The sequence below is a fragment of the Buchnera aphidicola str. Bp (Baizongia pistaciae) genome, from assembly GCF_000007725.1.
In the GTDB taxonomy this organism is placed as follows: Bacteria; Pseudomonadota; Gammaproteobacteria; order Enterobacterales; family Enterobacteriaceae; genus Buchnera_B; species Buchnera_B aphidicola_H.
This window is the reverse complement of sequence record NC_004545.1, coordinates 309,921-330,926: the sequence shown is the minus strand read 5'-3', so window position 1 is coordinate 330,926 and position 21,006 is coordinate 309,921. Positions and strand designations below refer to the sequence as shown.

Here is a 21,006-nt window from a genome sequence, read left to right as displayed (position 1 = left end):
TTGATAATACAAATTTTTAGTGTCATAAAGCTATTGTTTTAAATAATAATATTGAATGGGTTTAAATTCAGAGTTAAATTCATATATTATAGGAAAACCAGTAGCAATATTTAAATTTAAAATATCTATATCATTAATGTTATTCAAATATTTAATCAAGGCTCTCAAGGAATTTCCATGCGCAACTATAATAATCTTTGTGTTTTTTTGAAAACGCGGGAAAATTTCGTTAAGCCAGTATGGTAATACTCTTTGCGTAGTTAATTTTAAACTTTCGCAATAAGGTAGTATATCAAAATTTATATTATTATATCTAGAATCATGAGCTAACTTTTTTTTTTCTAAATATGATATTTTAGGAGGAGCGATATTAAAACTTCTTCTCCATTGCTGTACTTTATCATTACCATATTTTTGAATGACATCATCTTTATTTAGTCCTTCTAAAGCTCCATAATGACGTTCATTTAATCTCCAAGACTTTTTAACTGGAATCCATGATTGATCAAGAAATTTAATAATATTCCATAACGTATGAATTGAACGTTTAAGCACCGATGAATATGCGTAATCGAAATAAAAACCGTGTTTTTTTAACAATTTTGCTGCTTTCAACGATTCTTGAACGCCGCGGTTTGATAAATCTACGTCATGCCAACCAGTAAATTTATTTAATTCGTTCCATATACTTTCACCATGTCGCATTAAAACTAGTTTATATACTTTCAAAATTTTTCCTCTTTTTAAACATACGTTTATTATATTTTAAGCTAAGTTTATTTAATAGTATTAATATACATTTAATAGTTTTACATTTAAACATAACTTCCGTGTAATAAAATAAAAGTTAATCATGTTTAAAACATGCGTAAACAATATTTATTGTATTGCATATAAGATTATTTTTTTCAAATAATAAATAACGTATATTATTTGTTAATATATTTTATATTTTTAGAATAAATAACAGTTTTGTATAACATTTAAAAATCTCCATATAATTATTGTTCAAAATATTTTTTTGCTTTATTATTAACTTTAAGAACGTAAATTTTTATAAGTTTTAAATTAATAATTAGACTTTAAAATTAAGATTTAATGTTATTATAATAATAGTTTTATAATAAAATTATTCTAAATATAAGCAGTATACGTTTAGATTCTGAATAATTTATACTAAATAACGACGAACATGTTAGTGTAATTATTTAAATGTTCTTCATAAAAATATTTATTTTAAAATACTATTTAAAAAATAAAAAATGTATAAATATAAATTACGTTATATTTAATAAAATATTTTTAATTCACACTAAAAATATTATTTATTATATAATTAATTTTAAGTTAAACAGTTAATCTGTTTATTATACTAATTATTAATTAATTTATATACATTTATTGCTTATGATGTTTATAGATAGAGAGTTTAATTACATTAATTTTAGGAATTATCGATGAAATCGAAAAAAATATTTAAAATTTTAACCCTTTTACTACCTATGATAACAACATTTTCGTGTAGTTTTCCAAAAAATAAATTAAATAGTAATAATGTTGACACTTTTTACGAACAAGAAACAAATAAAAGTAAACAACAATTAACCAATTTTTCTGAAGATAATTTTGATGAAACGTTAGAAAAATTAAAAAAAGGAAATACAATTTACTTTCCCTTTAACAATCACCAAGTAAATTCAAAATATGCTAAAAACTTAAATGATTTAGCACAATTTTTATGTCATCACTCTAATCAAAAAATCATGATTGAAGGACATACCGATAGTCGTGGTACAAACAAATATAACATGTATTTAGGACAAAAACGAGCAGATTCAGTCAAATTGTATTTAGAAAGCAAAGGAGTTTCAAATCAACAAATAACTACTGTTTCTTATGGTTCTAGTAAACCAGTAGCACATGGAAATAAAGAGAATTCATATTCAAAAAATAGACGTTCGGTGATTATATATCAATAAAGATTTTAATTTCTAAAAACATATTGGTGCTAAGATTCATCATAGCACCAAATTTTAACATAATAAATTTTAGCTATTTTTATATCTAGTTTTTTTGTGTATTTAAATATTTAGCACAATACGACTAAAATCTTCTAAGAATTCTTTTATTTTTAATAAAAATCCTACAGATTCTTTTCCATCAATTAACCTATGGTCGTATGATAATGCTAAATACATCATAGGATGCACTTCTATATTTTCATCTACAATTACAGGTCTTTTATGAATAGCATGCATACCTAAAATTGCTGATTGAGGGGGATTAATTAATGGTGTAGAAAATAAAGATCCAAAAACTCCTCCATTAGTGATGGTAAAATTTCCTCCTATTAAATCATCTATAGTTAATTTTGAATTTTTTCCTTTCTCAGAAAAATCTTTTATTTTTATCTCTATTTCTGCCATGCTCATTAAATCAGCATTTTTTAATACAGGAGTAACTAATCCTCTAGGTGTAGAAATAGCAATGCTAATATCAAAATAGTTATAGTAGATGATTTCATCATTATCAATAGAAGCATTGATTTCTGGAAAAATTTTTAACGCTTCGATAACTGCTTTAACATAAAATGACATTAATCCTAATTTTATTCCATGTTTTTGTTTAAATAATTCTCCGTATTTGCGTCTTAAATTAAGTATCGATTGCATATTAACTTCATTGAACGTTGTTAGTGAAGCTGTATTGTTTTTTGTTGATAATAATCTTTCTGAAATTTTTTTTCGTAAACGTGTCATTTTAACACGTTTAATACTTCTATGGTTTTTATGTGTCGTATTAAAATTATATGCATTTAAATCATAATTATTTATTTTTTTATTAGTATTAGAACGAATATTTTTTAAGTAATTAAGAATATCTTTACGTGTTAACCTATTTTTTGTCCCCGTGCCTTGTATAATATCAACATCGCGTAAATCATGCATGGAAATTAGACGTCTCACAGTAGGACTATATGTTTTTTCTAATAATTTTAAATTAATATTTTGGTTGTTATCCGTATTTACAACATTATTAGTTGTTTTTATTATTTTTTCTTCATTTTTAATACCTATTTTTAGCAATGTCCCTATAACTTGTCCTGGTAAAACTATTTTACCTTTATCTGCAATAATTGAATTTAATATTCCATCGGAAGGTGATGGTATTTCTAGTATTACTTTGTCAGTTTCAATATCTACTAAAATAGTATCTTCCTGAACTTTATCTCCTTTTTTTTTATGCCATTTGATGATTGTAGCATCAGTAACTGATTCAGGAAGATCGGGAATAAAAATGTTAATTATATTCATTATGGTTCTCTTAGTCTGATATATTTAGTGCATCATAAATTATTTTTTTTTGTTGTTCTTTATGAATTTTCATATATCCAGTAGCTGGTGACGCTGATGATGAACGTCCTACATAATTTAGTTTAGAATGTTTAGGTAATAGTTTTTTTAAATAAGATTTATGATATAACCACGCGCCTTGATTACAAGGTTCTTCTTGACACCATATATAATCATGTACATCTTTGTAATTATATAATATTGCTGATAATTTTTTAGTAGGACGGGGATATATTTGCTCTATTCTGAGAATCACTATGTTTTTTTGCTGATTAATACGACGTTGAGTTAATAAATCATAATATATTTTCCCGGAACATAAAATTATTCGTTGTACTTTTTTAGTATCTAAATTATCAATTTCATCAATAACTGTTCTAAATTTTCCATTAGACAATTCTGATAACGATGATGCAGCTAAAGGAAAACGTAATAGAGATTTTGGAGACATAATAATTAGTGGTTTTTTAATTAAAGAAAAAGCTTGTTTACGTATAATATGGTATATTTGTGATGATATAGTAGGTATAATGATTTTTATATTATTATTTGCAGACAATTGAAGGTATCTCTCAATTCGAGCTGAAGAATGCTCAGGACCTTGTCCTTCATAGCCATGAGGTAATAACATTACTAGATTACATGTTACATTCCACTTTTGTTCGCCAGAACAAATAAATTGATCAATAATGATTTGAGCTCCATTAGCAAAATCTCCAAATTGTGCTTCCCATACATTTAATGTGTTTTTTTGATCTATGGAATATCCATATTCAAACGCTAATGTTGCTTCTTCTGATAATACAGAATCCCAAATATAAAAGTTTCCTTGTTTTAATTTAATATTTTTTAATGGAATGTATTTTGAATCATTTTTTTGATCATGTATAACAGCATGTCTATGAAAAAAAGTTCCTCTACAAACATCTTCACCTGAAAGCCTACAGGATATACCCTCGTTTAATAACGATGCATATGCTAATAATTCTGATGCACCCCAATCAAATAATTTTTCATTGTTAGCCATTTTTAATCTATCTTTATATATTTTAAAAACGCGATTATGTACTTCTATATTGTTAGGAATAGAAAAAATTTTTTTGGCTAAAATAGTTAAGTCAGACTGAGATATATTATTAATAGGTGTATTGGAAACATTTATATAATCAGCTTTAACTATCGAACAACATTTTAGACGTTTTTCTGACATTTTTTTATTATGTAAGTTATATTCTACATCTAATTTTTTTTTTATTTTTTTTTGGTAAGTAATTAAAAAGCTTTTATTAATTATATTTTTTAATAATAATTTATTATAATAACTTGTAGCAGTAGTAGGATGATTTTTAATTTTAGAATATAAAACCGGCTGTGTTATTGACGGATCGTCAATTTCATTATGTCCATGTCGTCTGTAACAAACTAAATTTATAAAAACATCTTTTTTAAAGCAAAATCTGTAATTTAATGCTAAATGCGTTACAAATATTACAGATTCTGGATCATCTGCATTAACATGAAAAATAGGTGAATCTATCATTTTAGCAATATCTGTACAATATTGGCTAGTTCTCAAATCTTTAACTTTTGATGTCGTAAATCCTATTTGATTATTAACAACTATATGAATGGTCCCGCCAACCTTATATCCTCTTGCTTGAGACATATTTAATAACTCTTGTACCACCCCTTGTCCTGAAATTGCTGCATCACCATGAATTATTATAGGTAAGATATTTTCATCATTTAAATTATCATTTGAATCAATATATGCACGCGATGATCCAACAACAACAGGATTAATCACTTCTAAATGAGAAGGATTAGATTTTAAATCTAGAATAATTTTTCTTAATCCTATTGTTTTAGTGCAACAAAAACCCATATGGTATTTAACATCACCACTGTTGAAATTATTTGAATTATTTTCACAAAATTCGTTAAAAATAGTTTTAATTGGTTTATCTAAAATATTTGCAAGTACATTTAAACGCCCGCGATGCGACATACCAAATATTATTTTATGTAAATTGAATTTTTTTGTATATTTTATTACTTCCTTTAACATAGGTATTAAAGATTCAGCACCTTCTATAGAAAAACGTTTGATACTAGGAAACTTAGAAGAAAAATACTTTTCTAACATTTCAGAAATAATTAAATGTTTTAATATTTGAATTTTTTTCTTCTTTTTTAAAATATTACTATGTTTAGTTTCAATATAATTTTTAATCCAATTCATTTCATTTGAGTTATGAATATGCATAAACTGATATCCAATTCTTTTGCAATAAATATTCTTATAATCATCATAAACATTTTTTGTAGTAATATCGTCAAGAACATATTGAGATAACTTTACTAAATATGAATCTTGAATGCGAAATGCTTCAGAACTTTTTAAAAATTTTTTTAAGGATAAGCTATTATCATTTTTAAATGTATCTAAAGGATTTAAATGTGCAAATTTGTATCCTAGAGTTCTAAATATGTTAATTAATAATTCTATAGTTAATTTTATTGTATCTTTACTATCTTGAAATTTATTATTTAGATACTTATTTGTTGAGTTAATATAATTTTCTTTAGATAATTCGGTAAAAACAATGTACCAAGAATTATCTATAGAAGTTGGATCCAATAAAAATTTGTTATATAAATTATCTATATATGAACTGTTAAAACTAGACATCCACGAAGAATTGAATTCATTTTTATACATAAACTTTCCTTGAATATATTATTAAATTTAAAAATTATATTTTTTTTTAAACAAATAATATTTATTATATGGTTATATCAACAAATAAATAATATATTTTTGGTAATTATGTTTAATTATTTAAAGTTTTTATATGAAGTAAATACGTATAAAATTACTTTTTACTAAACAAATACAAATAAATATTTTGAAAAATTACTTATTAAAATAACAATTACTAATAATTTTATAATAAAGATATAGAACACTTTTATATTAATACATAGTTTTAAAAATAATTTTATGAAGCTTTATAATACAAAAATAACACCGAAAAATTACTTGAAACGATCATTTGAATCATCAAATAGGATTATCAATGTTAATAAAATTTATATCCAAGGAGAATTTAATTTTTAACCAGTTAGTTAATGCTTTTATGCCATTAATTTCGCTAGCATGATGCCCAATTGAAAAAAAATGCAATTTATTTTCGTGAGCAAAATGAATAGTTTCTTCAGACACTTCTCCTGTTAAAAATGTATCAACTCCATATTCGGGAATGAAATTAATAAATTTTTGTCCTTTTCCACTACACCAAGCGATTTTATGAATGTTTTGTGTTATATTATTACCATAATAGAATGGAACTCTGTGAAACTTTTGTGTAATTAATTGACTCATATCTTTTGATTTTATAGGTTCTTTTAACATCCCCCATGGTACGCAAGACTTTATATAACCTCGAACATTAATATTTAAAATATGCCCAATTTGTGCATTATTTCCTAATATAGGATGTACATCTAAGGGAAAATGCCAACTGTATAAATTGATATTGTTAGCAAGTATAGATTTAATTCTATGACGATATATACCCTTTATTATTTTAGGATGATTATCCCAAAATAATCCATGATGTACTATAATTCCATGAGCGTTGTTTGAAATAGCTAAATCAATTAAAAGTTGACATGCAGTAACGCCAGTAACAATTTTTTTTATTTTAGGACGTCCTTCTATTTGTAACCCGTTAGGAATAACGTCGTTGTATTGATTTGAATTTAATTTTTTATTAACAATTTTTTCTAGTTCAAAATTATTCATGAATCATCTCTAATAAATTTGATTGATTTTATTTTTTATAATTTATTACTACATTTAGCATGTTTAAATACTAACAATGTTTTTTTCTTAGAATGATAATAATTTATTATAGGTTGTGGATATTTAGAATGTATTTTGTTTGTTTTGTTGTTATCACAAGGATTATGAATGTTATACGTAGAAACATTACTTAGTTCTGGAATATATTTTCGTATAAACTTCGCGTTTATATCAAATTTTTTAGATTGCAACATAGGATTAAAAATACGAAAATATGGCATGCTATCAGTTCCTACCGATGCAATCCATTGCCAATTTCCGTTATTTGATGCAAAGTCTCCATCTATTAATTGTGACATAAAATATTCTTCTCCTTTTCTCCAATCAATTAATAAATTTTTTACCAAAAAACTAGCCGTAATCATTCGTAATCGATTACTTATCCATCCTAGTTGCTTTAACTGTCTCATTCCAGCATCTATTATGGGGTACCCAGTATTCCCTTGTTTCCATAAATTTAGATAATACAAATTATTATCCCATTTTATGCGATTTTCCCAATGATATAAAGATTGGTTTTGACCTATATTTGGATAAAAATATAACAAATGTTGGTAAAATTCACGCCATAATAGTTCATTTATCCATTTACACTCTTCTAGTTTATGAATAATATCCGGATATTCTTTAAATAACAAAGTTACGCATTGTCGGGGTGATATAACCCCGATTGACAAATGTGCGGATAACATGCTAGTACTATTTAATTCAAAAATTTCTTGATCAAAATTATATTTGTTAAATGCATATTTTATAAAAAATTTAAGTTTTTCATAAACTATGTCTTCTCCAATAGGAAAGATATTAGCATCAAATTTTTCTAAATAAGTATGAAATATTGGGATAGTAAAATCTAAAGAATAATGATCATGTAAATTTTTGTTTTGAGGTTTAGGAAAACAACTTGGAATATTTAGTTGTAATTGTTTGATGCATTTATATTTAAAATAACTAAACTTCTTATACATTTTTCCATAACTATTTTTTATAGAACCAGGAGTAATTAATACGGAATCATGAAAACAATTTATAATAATATTATTTTTCTTTAATTTTTTTTTTATTATTTTATCTCTTTGACGTTCATAGAATTCATATTCGAGATTAAAAAATATAGAAGTAACTTTATGAATTTTACAAAACTCAATTATATAATTAGTTGATTCTAAATAATCTGTAGATTCATAATAATAAAAAATAATTCCTAATTCTGTTATTTTTTTTTTTAGTGCAACAATATTTTTATATATTAACATTTTTTTTTTTGGTGCTAGACAATGACGTTCCCATTGTTTTGGTGTTGCAATGAATAATGCTAATACTGTAGACGCATTATTTCGACATGAAAAATGTAATGCTGAATTATCACTGAGGCGCAAATCGTTTCGAAACCACATAAGATTGACATTCATATTTTGATATATTATGAAAATTAAAATGAATATTTGTATTTTAATATTAATATTAATCTAAATTAAATTATTTTATTATTAAGATATATAGAAATAAATTACGCAAAATCAAATTTTAATAATAAAATTATAAATTTTAAATTAAAATATTATGTTTTAAATTATTTTTATTAAATAAATATTTACACAAAATATATTTCTTCACAAAAAAACAACATTTTAACTATTTATATTATACATATACAATGTAATAATCAAATATTGTTATTTAATTCAAATATTGAGATATATCTATAACAAACGCACGCATATGCGTTGTTTAAAGATTAATGATAATAGTTATTAGTTAAATATTTATAATGTTTTTAATACATTTTCATATAATAGAATTTTTTAATACTTATTGATATTATTAATACTCTTTTATAAAAATAAAATAATACAAATCTAAAATACATACAGTGTTATCCCATTTATTTATATAATGCAAAAATTTAAAATTAGGATTATTTATGGAAAGTATTGGTATTTTTTTTGGTAGTGATACTGGAAATACAGAAAATGTAGCTAAATTAATTCACAAATATATAGGAACGAATATTTCTTCTATTCACGATATTGCTAATACGAATAAAAAAGATATTGAGTTGTTTAATATTCTAATATTTGGTGTTTCTACATGGTACTACGGAGAACTTCAGTGTGATTGGGATGATTTTTTACCAACTCTAAAAAAAATTAACTTTAATAATAAAATTATAGCTTTATTTGGATGTGGAGATCAAGAAGATTACTCAGAATACTTTTGTGATGGAATTGGAATTTTGTATAATGTTATTAGACTTTCAAAAAATGTAAGATTTATTGGATCATGGACTTCGAAAGGATATTCTTTTGAATGTTCTAAAGCATTAGATAAGAACAAAAATTTTTTGGGATTAGTAATAGATGAAGATCGACAACCAGAACAAAGTAACCAGAGAATAATACAATGGACTAAAAAAATTAAAACAGAACTAAACTCTTTACTTAATTAAATTGCATGTTAGTTAATAAGTTATAACAATTAGTTAGTTATAGCATGATTTAATTTTGCGTAATAAATTTCATATGACGTTAAATCATTTAATGTCAATATGAAATTTATAATAAATTGTTTTATAAATATGTAAATAAAATCAGTTATGAAAAAGTACTAATAAATTCAGATAAATCTAATACTTTACTAGAATACCCACATTCATTGTCATACCATGACACCAATTTTATAAAATTGTTATTTAATGATAATCCAGCTTTAGCATCAAAAATTGATGTTAACGTATTTCCATTAAAGTCTGAAGATACCACATGATCTTCAGTGTATCCTATTACTTCTTTCATGTCATGATTTGATGCATACTTAATTATTTGACAAATATCTTCGTAAGTAGCAATCTTTTTGTTTCTTACTGTAAGATCTACTACAGAAACGTTTGCTGTGGGTATACGAAAAGCTATTCCTGTTAATTTTCCATTTAATTCAGGAAGTACCTTACCTACTGCTCGAGCTGCACCAGTGGTAGAAGGAATAATGTTTTGTAACGCACTTCTCCCACCTCTCCAATCTTTATAGGATACTCCGTCTACAGTTTTTTGAGTAGCTGTAGTAGCATGTACAGTGGTCATTAAGCCTTCTACAATTTCAAATTCATCATTAATTACTTTAGCTAAGGGTGCTAAACAATTAGTAGTACAAGAAGCATTTGAAACAATTTTTTGTCCTACATATTCATTAAAATTAACACCTCGAACAAACATTGGAGTATTATCTTTTGGTGGGCTAGTAATAATTACTTTTTTAGCTCCAGCTTGTATATGTTTATAAGAATCTTCTGTAGTTAAAAAAATACCTGTTGATTCTATTACAACATCAATATTTAAATCTCCCCACATTAAATTTTTTGGATCTTTTTCGTTTGTAATTCTAATTTTTTTTCCATTTACAAATAATGTTTCATTTTTAATAACAATTTTTCCATTAAAATTTCCATGTATTGAATCATATTTCAACATATATGCTATATATTGAACGTTAATAAGATCATTAATTGCTAGTATTTCAATGTTAGATCGTAATTGAGCTAATCTAAACAATACTCTTCCGATACGTCCAAACCCATTAATACCTATTTTAATAGTCATTTTTACCACAGTAATTATAAAAATTAATAACATTTAATTATTTTATATATAAAAATTCTATAAAATTCAACATTTTTATTATATTTTTTTATATAATATAAAAAATATTTTTTTAAATACACCATTTTATATAATTACAAAAATTTTTGAAATAACAAATTTTTATTTTAAAAATTTAGTTTTAAATCGTTAATATACTAACACTGCTCTACCATACCACAATCGTTATATACATCCTAAGATGCGTATATAAATTAATTATAAAATAGTATTTATTACCCTACTTATTATTATATTTAATTTGACTAAAATTGGATTTTTAAACATAATTTGAGTGTTTTTTGTTTAAAAATATTTTTTCGTAAACGTTGTCGCATCTTCTTTTTATTTCTTTTATAACGAATACTTTTTAATCGCTTATTTATTATTTTCATATTTATGTCTATTTTAAAAATCTTAATTAACAGAAAACGCATAAATATAATGTATTAAAACTAGTTTCTTAAATTACGAATTTTAAATATTTCAAATAATATTATTCACATGATAAATAAAATAAATTTTAGTAACATTGTTTTTAATTTGTATTACAAAATATCTAAAATATATAGTTAGTTATATTTAAATTTTTACAAATTATTGTCTCAATATATAAAATTAAAAAATGTTTTTAATAAAGAATACTTAGTTAGATTATTAGTACTTGTCTAATTCATGCTAAAATTACGTTTATACAATTTATTTATACATTTAACAAAAAAATTTATTACATATTTTTATGAATTTATTTAAAACTATTTGAATTTTTATTATTAGATATTATTGTGTATAAATACACAAAAAAAATAATATGCATTTGTATAAATTGTACAAAAATATAATTTTTTTAATTAATTAGTACAGAAAAGCAATCTACAATTGAAGTTTACATGAATTTAATATTTTTGTTCATATGCTTACTTGTATCTATATAGTACCTATTAATCATAAAAACATAGTATAATAGTTTTTTTTATAATAATAAACAAAATAACTAACTGTATATCTTAAAAATTTTTATCTCATATATATATTAAGTTTAATACAATAATTACATTATATATGTATTATATATATGAAAAGTTTTAAGATATTTGCAATATTTAGTAACTTTTGTGAAATTAATTTATAGTGTATTATTTTAAATTACTTTAAAATTTTATCAACATTTGTGTTTTATATTCTATAAGAATTTCGTTAATTTTTTTTTTAAAAATATAAAATATTTTAAAAAAAATATTGTTATTTATATATTTTAATATAAAACTAAAAATTTTACGTTACAAAACAGATATTCTTTATTGTAAATTTTACACGCATATTACATTAAATTGATATTAAAACATTTTACTCTAATAATATTTAGGACAAAGAATTTTCTGAAATAATAATCTTAATAGAATTCAATACTAACATTTATAAAATAAAGATAATAAAATTTTAGATTAAATATTATATTTCATAATATAATATTTAATCTAAAAAAATTTACTACTTCTATTTAAAAAAATGTATATAATGTATTAATTTAAAATAACTGATTATGTTAATAAAAAGCTTAGTACAAAAGAATCAAGTTTATTTTACTAATAATAGTCTTGATGAAAAAAATATATGTGATTTATCTAAACTCAAAATAAATCAACCTATTGTTCATTTTGAACATGGTGTAGGAAGATATCAAGGTTTAACTACTGTTACGACTAGAAATATAAAAACTGAATGCGTAGTTATAAATTATGCACAAAATTCTAAATTGTATGTTCCTATTACATATTTATATTTAATTAGTCGATATATAGGAACTTCAAAAAAGGATATTCCGCTACATAGACTTGGAAATGATTTATGGAATAAAGAGAAAAAAAAAGCTAACGAAAAAGCATATGATTCTGCTGCTATACTTCTAAATATTTATTCACATAGAATTTCTCAAAAAGGATTTTCATTTAAAAAACATCATACAAAATACAAAATATTTTGCGAACGTTTTCCATTTACGTTAACACCTGATCAAGATAGTGCTATTAATTCTGTACTAAGTGATATGTATAAATCAACTCCTATGGATCGATTAGTTTGTGGTGATGTTGGTTTTGGAAAAACTGAAGTTGCAATGCGAGCTACTTTTTTAGCTGTTTGTAACCAAAAACAAGTAGCAATTTTAGTTCCAACAACCCTGTTAGCCCAACAACATTTTAACAATTTTACTTTACGTTTTAAATATTGGTCTACAAAAATAGAAATTTTGTCTCGCTTTCAATCCGAAACAAAATGTAATGAGATAATAAATAATGTAAATATAGGAAATGTTCATGTACTCATCGGAACTCATAAAATTTTACTCAAAAATTTAAAATGGAAAAATTTAGGATTATTAATTGTTGACGAAGAACACAGATTTGGAGTGCATCACAAAGAACAAATAAAATTAATATCTAATAATATTGACGTTTTAACGTTAACTGCTACTCCTATTCCTAGAACTTTAAATATGGCATTCGTTGGAATTCGAGACTTATCGATTATTGCTACTCCTCCAAAACAAAGATTAATTGTCAAAACGTTTGTTCGAGAATTTAGTTATACGGTAATTCGTAAAGCTATTCTTAGAGAAATATTACGAGGCGGGCAAGTATATTATATTTATAACAATGTAAATAAAATTGAAAGAAAAAAAATAGAATTAAAAAAACTTGTTCCTGAAGCTAACATTAGAATAGGACATGGACAACTACGTAGTACAGATTTAGAATCAATAATGAATGATTTTTATCATAAACGATTTAATGTATTAGTTTGTTCTACTATTATAGAAACAGGTATAGATATTCCTAACGTCAATACAATTATTATTGAAAATGCTAATAACTTTGGATTAGCACAATTACACCAATTACGAGGCAGAGTAGGTCGTTCTCAACACCAAGCGTATGCTTGGTTGTTAGTACCTTCGTTAAAGGATATAAAATCAGATGCAAAAAAAAGAATTGATGCTATTACTTCTATAGAAAGTTTTGGTTCATGTTTTGAATTAGCTAATCGTGATTTAGAGATTAGAGGAATTGGAGAAATATTAGGAAATAACCAAAGTGGGCATATAACAAAAATAGGTTTTTCTTTATACATGAAATTATTAATGAATGCTGTAAGAAATATAAAAAATGGTTACTACAAACCATTAAATGACATCATAAATACTTATCCTAAAATTGAATTAAATGTATCAAATTTATTACCTGATAGTTATATAAAAAAAGTAAATCATAGATTGTTTTTTTATAATAAAATAGCAACGTCTAATAACTTTTTAGATTTAGAAAAAATCAGACTAACATTGTGTAAAAATTTTGGTAATTTACCTAATTCAGGAGACTATTTAATAAAAATTGCTAAGATACGTTTAATTTCTAAAAAAATAGGAGTAAAAAAAATAAAATCTGATGTCAAAGGGGGATATATAGAATTTTTTGAAGATAGTAAAATTAACATACAAAATTTACTAAAAGAATTCAAAAAAGAAAAAAACTGTTGGAAATTTGACACTTCTAATCGTTTAAGATTTTCTAAAAATTTTAAAAATAACAGCGAAAGAATTGATTGGATTTTAAATATGTTAATAAATATAAATAATTAAAACATTTAACAAATAGACATTATATTTTTAATACTGATTATTGCTTAAAATTATATATTTTATAGTAAATAAAACCATTATTAACATTCTAAAGTAAAATATAAACTTTAATAGTTTTATTTAAATTATTAATTTCAAATTTATTTTTGAATCACGTTATTAGCTAAATTTTAAAGCTTTTATTAAATTTTGTGATTAATTCAAAAAAACTATATTATTTTATTTTTAATGTTAAATATAAAATTAACTTTTTTAAAAAATAATATTTTTAAAATAATTCATTTCTATATAAAAGTGTTTTCACATAAATTAATGTATCGAAACTTTTTATTAATATATTAATTAAAACAATTTTAATTTATATTAAAACTGATAATATATTATAAATAAAATATTTATATATTAGGTAAATCCTTTAGATAAAATTATGAAACAAATAATTTATATTACATTAGCAAAAAATCAAGAAATTGAAGTATGGAAATTACATGACGATTTTTCTTTAAATTTATTACAAAGAATATCAACACAAGGAGAACCTCAACCAATAATTATTTCCAAAGATAAGAAATATTTATATATAGGCGTACGACCTAAATTTAAAGTTTATTCTTATAAAATTAAAGCTGATGGAACTTTAACAAAACATGCATGTTCAACTCTTCCAGGTAGTCCTAATCATTTTGAAATTGATCATACAGGAAAATATCTATTTTCTAGTTCATATCATTTTAATTGTCTAAGTATTACTCCCCTTGATACATTAGGAATTCCTCGACCAGTTACACAAACTATTAAGAACATATTTGGATGTCATGCATCCAAAATGAATTGTTACAATACTTGCTTATTTATATCAGCACTAAAAAAAGATTGTATTTATGCATATAATTTTAAAAAAAACGGCAAATTATTAAAAAATACACGTAAAAATTTTATGACTAATGTAAATTTTGGCCCCAGACACTTAGATCTTCAAAAATGTAATAATCGCTTATATAGTGTTAATGAGTTAAACGGATCAGTAGACATATGGTCTATTAATTCATTTTCAAATGAATTGATACTATTAAAAAATATCAACATTATGTCTAAAAATTATTGTAATGCAGCTTGGTCATCTGATTTGCATATTTCTCCATGCGAAAAATTTTTATATGTTTCTGATAGAATAGAAAATACAATTTCAATTATAAAACTTGAAAAAGATGTTCAAAATATAGAAAAAATAGGACATATTAAAACAGAATTACAACCTAGAACATTTTCTATTAACAGTACCGGAGAAAATTTAATAGTTGTTGGAGAAAAATCTAATAGCTTTAGCGTATATAAAATTTCGAAAATAACAGGATTATTAGAACTAAAAAATACATATTCTACTGGAAACAGACCAGTCTGGATATCTAGCCTTATGTTATAAAAAAAAATTATTTCATAAAAAAATTTTCATAATTTAATGCATTAGAAATAACATTGATTAATTTTTTTAAAGACGCATTATCAATTATATAAGCTGGAACAAGATATATCAATTTTCTAAATGGTCTAATCCATACGTTATTTTTTACAAAATAATTTTGCATCATACTAATATTAATATAATGATAACATTCTACTACACCAATTGCGCCTAATACACGTACATCATAAACTTCATAATGTGTTTTTAGCGGAAATAAATAAGTACGCAAACATGTTTCAATGTTTTTAACTTGTATTTTCCACTTGTTTTCTTGAAGAATTAATATATTTTCATAAGCTGCTGCACAAGCTAATGGATTTCCCATAAAAGTAGGGCCATGCATGAGACACCCGGATGCACTATTACTAATTACATTTGCGATTTTATCAGTAGTAAGTGTGGCAGATAAAGTAATAGTTCCACCTGTAATAGCTTTTCCTATGCAAAGAACATCAGGAACTATATTAGAATGTTCAAAAGCAAAAAATTTACCTGTTCGCCCAAATCCTGTCGCAATTTCATCTAATATTAATGGAATTTTATATAAGTCGCATAAAAAACGAACTTGTTTTAAATAATTAGGATGATAAAATTTCATTCCTCCCACACTTTGTACAATAGGTTCTAAAATGACAGCTGCAACAACATCTTTATGTTTTTGAATTAATTTTTTAAATGAAATAATATCTTTTTTATTCCATAATCCGTCAAAAGAACATTTTGGGTTATCAGCAAAAATATTAATCGGTAAAAAGTTGTGATAAAATTGATGAAATGAATTTTTAGGATCACATACTGACATAGCTGCGAATGTATCTCCATGATAACTTTTTTTTATAGTTAAAAATATTACTTTATTTTTACCTAATGATTGCCAATATTGTAAAATCATTTTTATTGCTATTTCAATAGAAACAGATCCTGAATCTGACAAAAAAATTCGAGTTAATGAATTTGGTGTAATTTCTATTAGTTTTTTACATAATGAAATTGCAGGATAATGAGTAATTCCACCAAACATAACATGTGACATTTTATTGATTTGATTTTTCAGCGCATTGTTTAGTCTAGGATGATTATAACCATGTATGGTAGACCACCATGAAGACATACCGTCAATTAATTTTTTACCATTATGTAATTTTAAAATAATTCCTTTTGCAGATTTTACTAAAATACATGGGGTAGGTTGAATCATTGATGCATATGGATGCCAAATATGTTGTTTGTCAAAATTTAAATTATTTTTTTGCATGATTCATTATCTATTTAATTAGATTATAAATTACAATTATAAACTGTTATTTATTCAAAGCTATTAATTTTTGGAAAAAATATGAAAACACAATGGAATTTTGAAAAAGTAAAAGAGCTCTTTGATCAACCATTCTTTGACATATTATTTTTAGCACAAAATATCCATAGAAAAAATTTTAATGCTAATCAAATACAAATAAGTACGCTTTTGTCAATTAAAACAGGGGCATGCCCTGAAGATTGTAAATATTGTCCTCAAAGCGCTCGATATAAAACAAACATAAAAATAGAAAAATTATTAACGCTAAAGCAAATATTAAAATCAGCGCAACAAGCAAAAAAACTAGGATCTACTCGTTTTTGTATGGGAGCAGCTTGGAAAAATCCTAAGGAAAGAGATATGCATTTTTTAAAAACTGTTATTCAAGAAGTAAAAAAATTAGGATTAGAGACTTGTATGACGTTAGGAACTCTACATAACGATCAAGCTGATAGACTTGCAAAAGCAGGTTTAGATTTTTATAATCATAACTTAGATACTTCAAAAAGTTATTACCAAAAAATCGTTACTACTCGAACTTATCAAGATAGATTAAATACTCTAAAAAAAGTTAGAAAGTCTGGTATGAAGATTTGTTCTGGAGGAATTTTAGGTTTGGGAGAAAAATTAAAAGATCGAATTGAGTTATTAATCGAGCTATCTAATTTAGAAATAGCACCTGAAAGTATTCCAATAAATATGTTAGTAAAAGTTAAGGGTACGCCGTTGGAAAATCAAACAAGTATTGATACATTTGATTTTATTAAAACTATTGCAATAACACGTATAATGATGCCTACTTCCTATATACGTTTATCAGCTGGTAGAGAAAATATGAATGAACAAACTCAAGCTATGTGTTTTTTATCTGGTGCTAATTCTATCTTTTATGGATGTAAATTATTAACGACACCTAATCCCAAGAAAGAACGCGATAAACAATTATTTTCTAAACTTGGATTAAATATTAAACACAAAAATACTAATTTAAATTATTCTATATTAAGCGACAATTCTTTAAATTACACTTCAAAAATACATAGCCAGCAATTTTATAACGCAGAAACTGCATGAACTGGAATAAACGCATAAATCATAAATTAAATATGCATATTTTTAATAAGAAATTTAGAGTAAAAGTAGCAGTTCAAAAAAATAACAATAGAATTATTAATGTTAATGGTATGCAATATATAAATTTTTCTAGCAATGATTATTTAGGATTACGAAACAATGCACGTATCGTCCAAGCTTGGAAAACAGCTGCTACACGTTATGGAATTGGATCTACTGGGTCGAGTTTAATTACTGGATATAGTACAATTCATCAATCTTTGGAAGAGAAATTAGCAAAGTGGTTAGATTATCCTAAAGCTATATTATTTATTTCTGGATATACTGCTAACACTGCAATAATCTCTACATTAATACAAAAAAACGATCGTATTTTTATGGATAAATTGTCACATTCTTCAATACTAGAACCTTCATATAATAGTTCCGGTAAATGTTATCGATTTATACATAATAATCCATCTAGTTTGATGAACAAATTCTATTCTTCTTCGGGAAAAAATCCTTTAATAATTACAGAAGGAATTTTTAGTATGGATGGAGATATTGCACCATTATCTATAATTTCATCATTTTCAAAAAAAATAAAAGGATTGTTAATGGTAGATGATGCTCATGGCATCGGAGTTAGTGGATATAATGGTAAGGGTAGTTGCGAACAACATCGTGTTAAACCAGACATTCTGACTATTACTTTTGGAAAAGCCTTTGGTATTAGTGGAGCTGCTGTATTATGCAGTAATAATATTGCTGAATATTTATGGCAATTTTCTAAACATTTAATGTTTAGTACCGCTATGCCAATAGCGCAAGCTTATGCTATACGACAAGCACTTTATTGTATTCAACATGCTGACAAGTTACGAAGAAAATTACAAGAAAACATTAATTTTTTTTTAAAAAATTCTCAATGCTTATCACATCTATTAAAATGCTCACATACTGCTATTCAACCAATTATAATAGGAGATAACGAAGAAACCATGATATTATCTGATCAATTAAAATCTAAAGGCATTTGGGTAAATGCTATACGTCCTCCTACTGTTCCAAATAAAAGTTCGAGATTGAGAATCACACTTAATGCATTACATACAAAGGAAGATATCGAACAATTGATTGAAAGTATATATAAATTATATGATAGATAAAAAAAAAATTGCAGAAGCATTTGGAAAAGCAGCAGCAAACTATGACAATTTTTCAGTAATACAAAGAATAGCTGGTAACATTTTATTATCTAAAATAGAAACTTTTTTTAATATTTCTATTCTCGATGCCGGTTGCGGTACTGGATGGTTTAGTAAAAAGTGGCGTCAATTAGGAAATACAGTAACTGCATTAGATTTTTCTAAAAATATGTTACTAACTGCTAAAAATACGAATTCTGCTGATTATTATTTACATGCAGACATGGAACAACTACCTATTTGCGACAATATTTTTGATTTATCGTGGAGTAATCTATCATTACAATGGTGCAATAAATTTAATAAGGCTATTTCAGAATTATGTAGGGTAACTAAACCAGGAGGAATGGTTGTTTTTTCTACTATAGCTCATGGTTCATTATATGAATTCAATAAAGCTTATCGCACTATTAATTCAAGTTACCAAGAAAATAAGTTTTTATCAATAAATGACATTAAATTATCATGTTGTAATAAAAAAACATTGATAGACAACATTTTAATTACATTTAGTTTTTCAAAAATATTAGAAGCAATGTATTCTTTTAAAAAAATAGGCGCAAATTATATTAGTAGCAATCATTCAAAAATTTTAACTAAAAAAAAAATAAGACAATTACAAGAAAATTGGCCATACAATCCAAATGGATATTTGCTTAGTTATAGATTTGTTTTTGGAGTTATATATTTATGAAAAATTGTTGGTTTATCACTGGAACTGATACAAACATTGGTAAAACAGTTAGCAGCATTATACTATTAGAATTAGCGAGAAGATATGGATATAATACATCCGGATATAAACCTATTGCTGCTGGGTGCAGGACTAACGATTTCAAACAGTATAATAGCGATGCTGTTCTGTTACGAAAATTTAGTACTGTTAAACTATCTTACCAGGAGGTTAATCCATATCTGTTTATAGATCCAGTATGTCCTTTTTTTACAAATGAAAAAAATCATATGAACGTTTGTATGAATAAATTATCATCAGGATTACAGCGTTTAAAAAAAAAATCTAATTGGATTTTAATTGAAGGTATTGGTGGTTTGCATACACCCTTTTCTAATGAATTCGTAATGTCAGATTGGATTAAAAAAGAAAATTTAAAAACTATCTTGGTTATAGGAATTAAATTAGGTTGCATAAATCATGCTATATTGACACAAAAAGCTATATTATCTTCAGGTTTGGAATTTTTTGGATGGATTGCTAATTATTTACTTCCTACTGATACATATAATTTAACACATATTGATATTCTTAAAAAAAATATGAAATCACCATATTTAGGGTGTATTGCATACACACCTAACATATATAATCAAATACATCATATTCCAATTACCATTAAATTACCGCTTCAAAATTAGTAATACAAATTTTAAAAAACAGTATTTAAAAAATATCTATATTTTTTAAAAAATATTCAAATATTACACCATCTAATTTAGATGGTATAATATAAAAGTTTAATAAAATCATA

At 24.4% G+C, this 21,006-nt stretch carries 15 protein-coding genes; 8 read left to right on the top strand and 7 right to left on the bottom strand.

What is annotated here, in order from left to right; genetic code table 11:
* Positions 1-30: 30 nt before the first annotated feature.
* The gene (gene gpmA, locus BBP_RS01420; RefSeq protein ID WP_011091409.1) at positions 31-729 is read right to left on the bottom strand and encodes a 2,3-diphosphoglycerate-dependent phosphoglycerate mutase; all 699 of its coding nucleotides are present in this window, start codon (positions 727-729) and stop codon (positions 31-33) included.
* 728 nt (positions 730-1,457) lie between these two features.
* On the opposite strand from gpmA, the gene BBP_RS01415 reads away from it, so the two are divergent.
* Positions 1,458-1,979 (top strand): OmpA family protein, encoded by a 522-nt coding sequence (locus BBP_RS01415; RefSeq protein WP_011091408.1) that lies wholly within the window; start codon positions 1,458-1,460, stop codon positions 1,977-1,979.
* A 102-nt stretch (positions 1,980-2,081) separates the two neighbouring features.
* Here the strand turns inward: BBP_RS01415 and sucB are convergent, their stop codons facing one another.
* From sucB to phrB, 4 genes are all read right to left on the bottom strand, one after another.
* Positions 2,082-3,314, bottom strand: a complete 1,233-nt coding sequence (sucB, locus tag BBP_RS01410; RefSeq protein ID WP_011091407.1) for a dihydrolipoyllysine-residue succinyltransferase — start codon at positions 3,312-3,314, stop codon at positions 2,082-2,084.
* A 10-nt stretch (positions 3,315-3,324) separates the two neighbouring features.
* Entirely contained in the window at positions 3,325-6,075 is a 2,751-nt protein-coding gene (locus BBP_RS01405; protein ID WP_011091406.1) for a 2-oxoglutarate dehydrogenase E1 component, read from the bottom strand.
* 342 nt (positions 6,076-6,417) lie between these two features.
* A complete protein-coding gene (locus tag BBP_RS01400) occupies positions 6,418-7,161 on the bottom strand; it encodes a Nif3-like dinuclear metal center hexameric protein (protein WP_011091405.1) in 744 nt (247 codons plus the stop codon).
* Positions 7,162-7,196: 35 nt separating this feature from the next.
* Positions 7,197-8,633, bottom strand: a complete 1,437-nt coding sequence (gene phrB / locus BBP_RS01395) for a deoxyribodipyrimidine photo-lyase (protein ID WP_011091404.1) — start codon at positions 8,631-8,633, stop codon at positions 7,197-7,199.
* Between the two features lie 512 nt (positions 8,634-9,145).
* On the opposite strand from phrB, the gene fldA reads away from it, so the two are divergent.
* The gene (gene fldA, locus BBP_RS01390; protein WP_011091403.1) at positions 9,146-9,670 is read left to right on the top strand and encodes a flavodoxin FldA; all 525 of its coding nucleotides are present in this window, start codon (positions 9,146-9,148) and stop codon (positions 9,668-9,670) included.
* 145 nt (positions 9,671-9,815) lie between these two features.
* Here fldA and gap read toward each other — a convergent pair whose 3' ends face one another.
* Positions 9,816-10,817: a type I glyceraldehyde-3-phosphate dehydrogenase gene (gene gap, locus BBP_RS01385; protein WP_011091402.1), complete on the bottom strand. Its 1,002-nt coding sequence runs from the start codon at positions 10,815-10,817 to the stop codon at positions 9,816-9,818.
* Positions 10,818-12,399: 1,582 nt separating this feature from the next.
* Between gap and mfd the strand changes: the two genes are divergently transcribed.
* Both mfd and pgl read left to right on the top strand, forming a co-directional pair.
* The gene (gene mfd / locus BBP_RS01380) at positions 12,400-14,493 is read left to right on the top strand and encodes a transcription-repair coupling factor (RefSeq protein WP_011091401.1); all 2,094 of its coding nucleotides are present in this window, start codon (positions 12,400-12,402) and stop codon (positions 14,491-14,493) included.
* Positions 14,494-14,920: 427 nt separating this feature from the next.
* Entirely contained in the window at positions 14,921-15,916 is a 996-nt protein-coding gene (gene pgl / locus BBP_RS01375; protein WP_011091400.1) for a beta-propeller fold lactonase family protein, read from the top strand.
* Positions 15,917-15,923: 7 nt separating this feature from the next.
* On the opposite strand, the gene bioA is transcribed toward pgl, so the two are convergent.
* Positions 15,924-17,213: an adenosylmethionine--8-amino-7-oxononanoate transaminase gene (gene bioA / locus BBP_RS01370; protein ID WP_011091399.1), complete on the bottom strand. Its 1,290-nt coding sequence runs from the start codon at positions 17,211-17,213 to the stop codon at positions 15,924-15,926.
* A gap of 81 nt (positions 17,214-17,294) precedes the next feature.
* Here bioA and bioB point away from each other — a divergent pair, with 81 nt between their 5' ends.
* The 4 genes from bioB to bioD are packed head-to-tail and all read left to right on the top strand — an operon-like array spanning position 17,295 to position 20,893.
* Positions 17,295-18,329: a biotin synthase BioB gene (gene bioB / locus BBP_RS01365; protein WP_011091398.1), complete on the top strand. Its 1,035-nt coding sequence runs from the start codon at positions 17,295-17,297 to the stop codon at positions 18,327-18,329.
* Complete coding sequence (locus BBP_RS01360; protein ID WP_011091397.1) at positions 18,326-19,480, top strand: aminotransferase class I/II-fold pyridoxal phosphate-dependent enzyme; 1,155 nt, start codon at positions 18,326-18,328, stop codon at positions 19,478-19,480. Before bioB ends, BBP_RS01360 begins: the two co-directional genes overlap by 4 nt.
* Entirely contained in the window at positions 19,470-20,213 is a 744-nt protein-coding gene (gene bioC, locus BBP_RS01355; protein WP_011091396.1) for a malonyl-ACP O-methyltransferase BioC, read from the top strand. The genes BBP_RS01360 and bioC overlap by 11 nt, the downstream gene beginning before the upstream one ends.
* Positions 20,210-20,893 carry a dethiobiotin synthase gene (gene bioD, locus BBP_RS01350; RefSeq protein ID WP_011091395.1) on the top strand — a complete coding sequence of 228 codons (684 nt, stop codon included), beginning with the start codon at positions 20,210-20,212 and terminating at the stop codon, positions 20,891-20,893. Before bioC ends, bioD begins: the two co-directional genes overlap by 4 nt.
* Positions 20,894-21,006: the final 113 nt, after the last annotated feature.

Coding starts and splice junctions, on each gene's coding strand:
- BBP_RS01360 (WP_011091397.1), top strand. CDS start 18,326: ATGAACTGGAATAAACGCATAAATCATAAATTAAATATGCATATTTTT.
- bioC (WP_011091396.1), top strand. CDS start 19,470: ATGATAGATAAAAAAAAAATTGCAGAAGCATTTGGAAAAGCAGCAGCA.
- fldA (WP_011091403.1), top strand. CDS start 9,146: ATGGAAAGTATTGGTATTTTTTTTGGTAGTGATACTGGAAATACAGAA.
- bioA (WP_011091399.1), bottom strand. CDS start 17,213: ATGCAAAAAAATAATTTAAATTTTGACAAACAACATATTTGGCATCCA.
- BBP_RS01405 (WP_011091406.1), bottom strand. CDS start 6,075: ATGTATAAAAATGAATTCAATTCTTCGTGGATGTCTAGTTTTAACAGT.
- bioB (WP_011091398.1), top strand. CDS start 17,295: ATGAAAACACAATGGAATTTTGAAAAAGTAAAAGAGCTCTTTGATCAA.
- sucB (WP_011091407.1), bottom strand. CDS start 3,314: ATGAATATAATTAACATTTTTATTCCCGATCTTCCTGAATCAGTTACT.
- BBP_RS01400 (WP_011091405.1), bottom strand. CDS start 7,161: ATGAATAATTTTGAACTAGAAAAAATTGTTAATAAAAAATTAAATTCA.
- gap (WP_011091402.1), bottom strand. CDS start 10,817: ATGACTATTAAAATAGGTATTAATGGGTTTGGACGTATCGGAAGAGTA.
- pgl (WP_011091400.1), top strand. CDS start 14,921: ATGAAACAAATAATTTATATTACATTAGCAAAAAATCAAGAAATTGAA.
- bioD (WP_011091395.1), top strand. CDS start 20,210: ATGAAAAATTGTTGGTTTATCACTGGAACTGATACAAACATTGGTAAA.
- phrB (WP_011091404.1), bottom strand. CDS start 8,633: ATGAATGTCAATCTTATGTGGTTTCGAAACGATTTGCGCCTCAGTGAT.
- mfd (WP_011091401.1), top strand. CDS start 12,400: ATGTTAATAAAAAGCTTAGTACAAAAGAATCAAGTTTATTTTACTAAT.
- BBP_RS01415 (WP_011091408.1), top strand. CDS start 1,458: ATGAAATCGAAAAAAATATTTAAAATTTTAACCCTTTTACTACCTATG.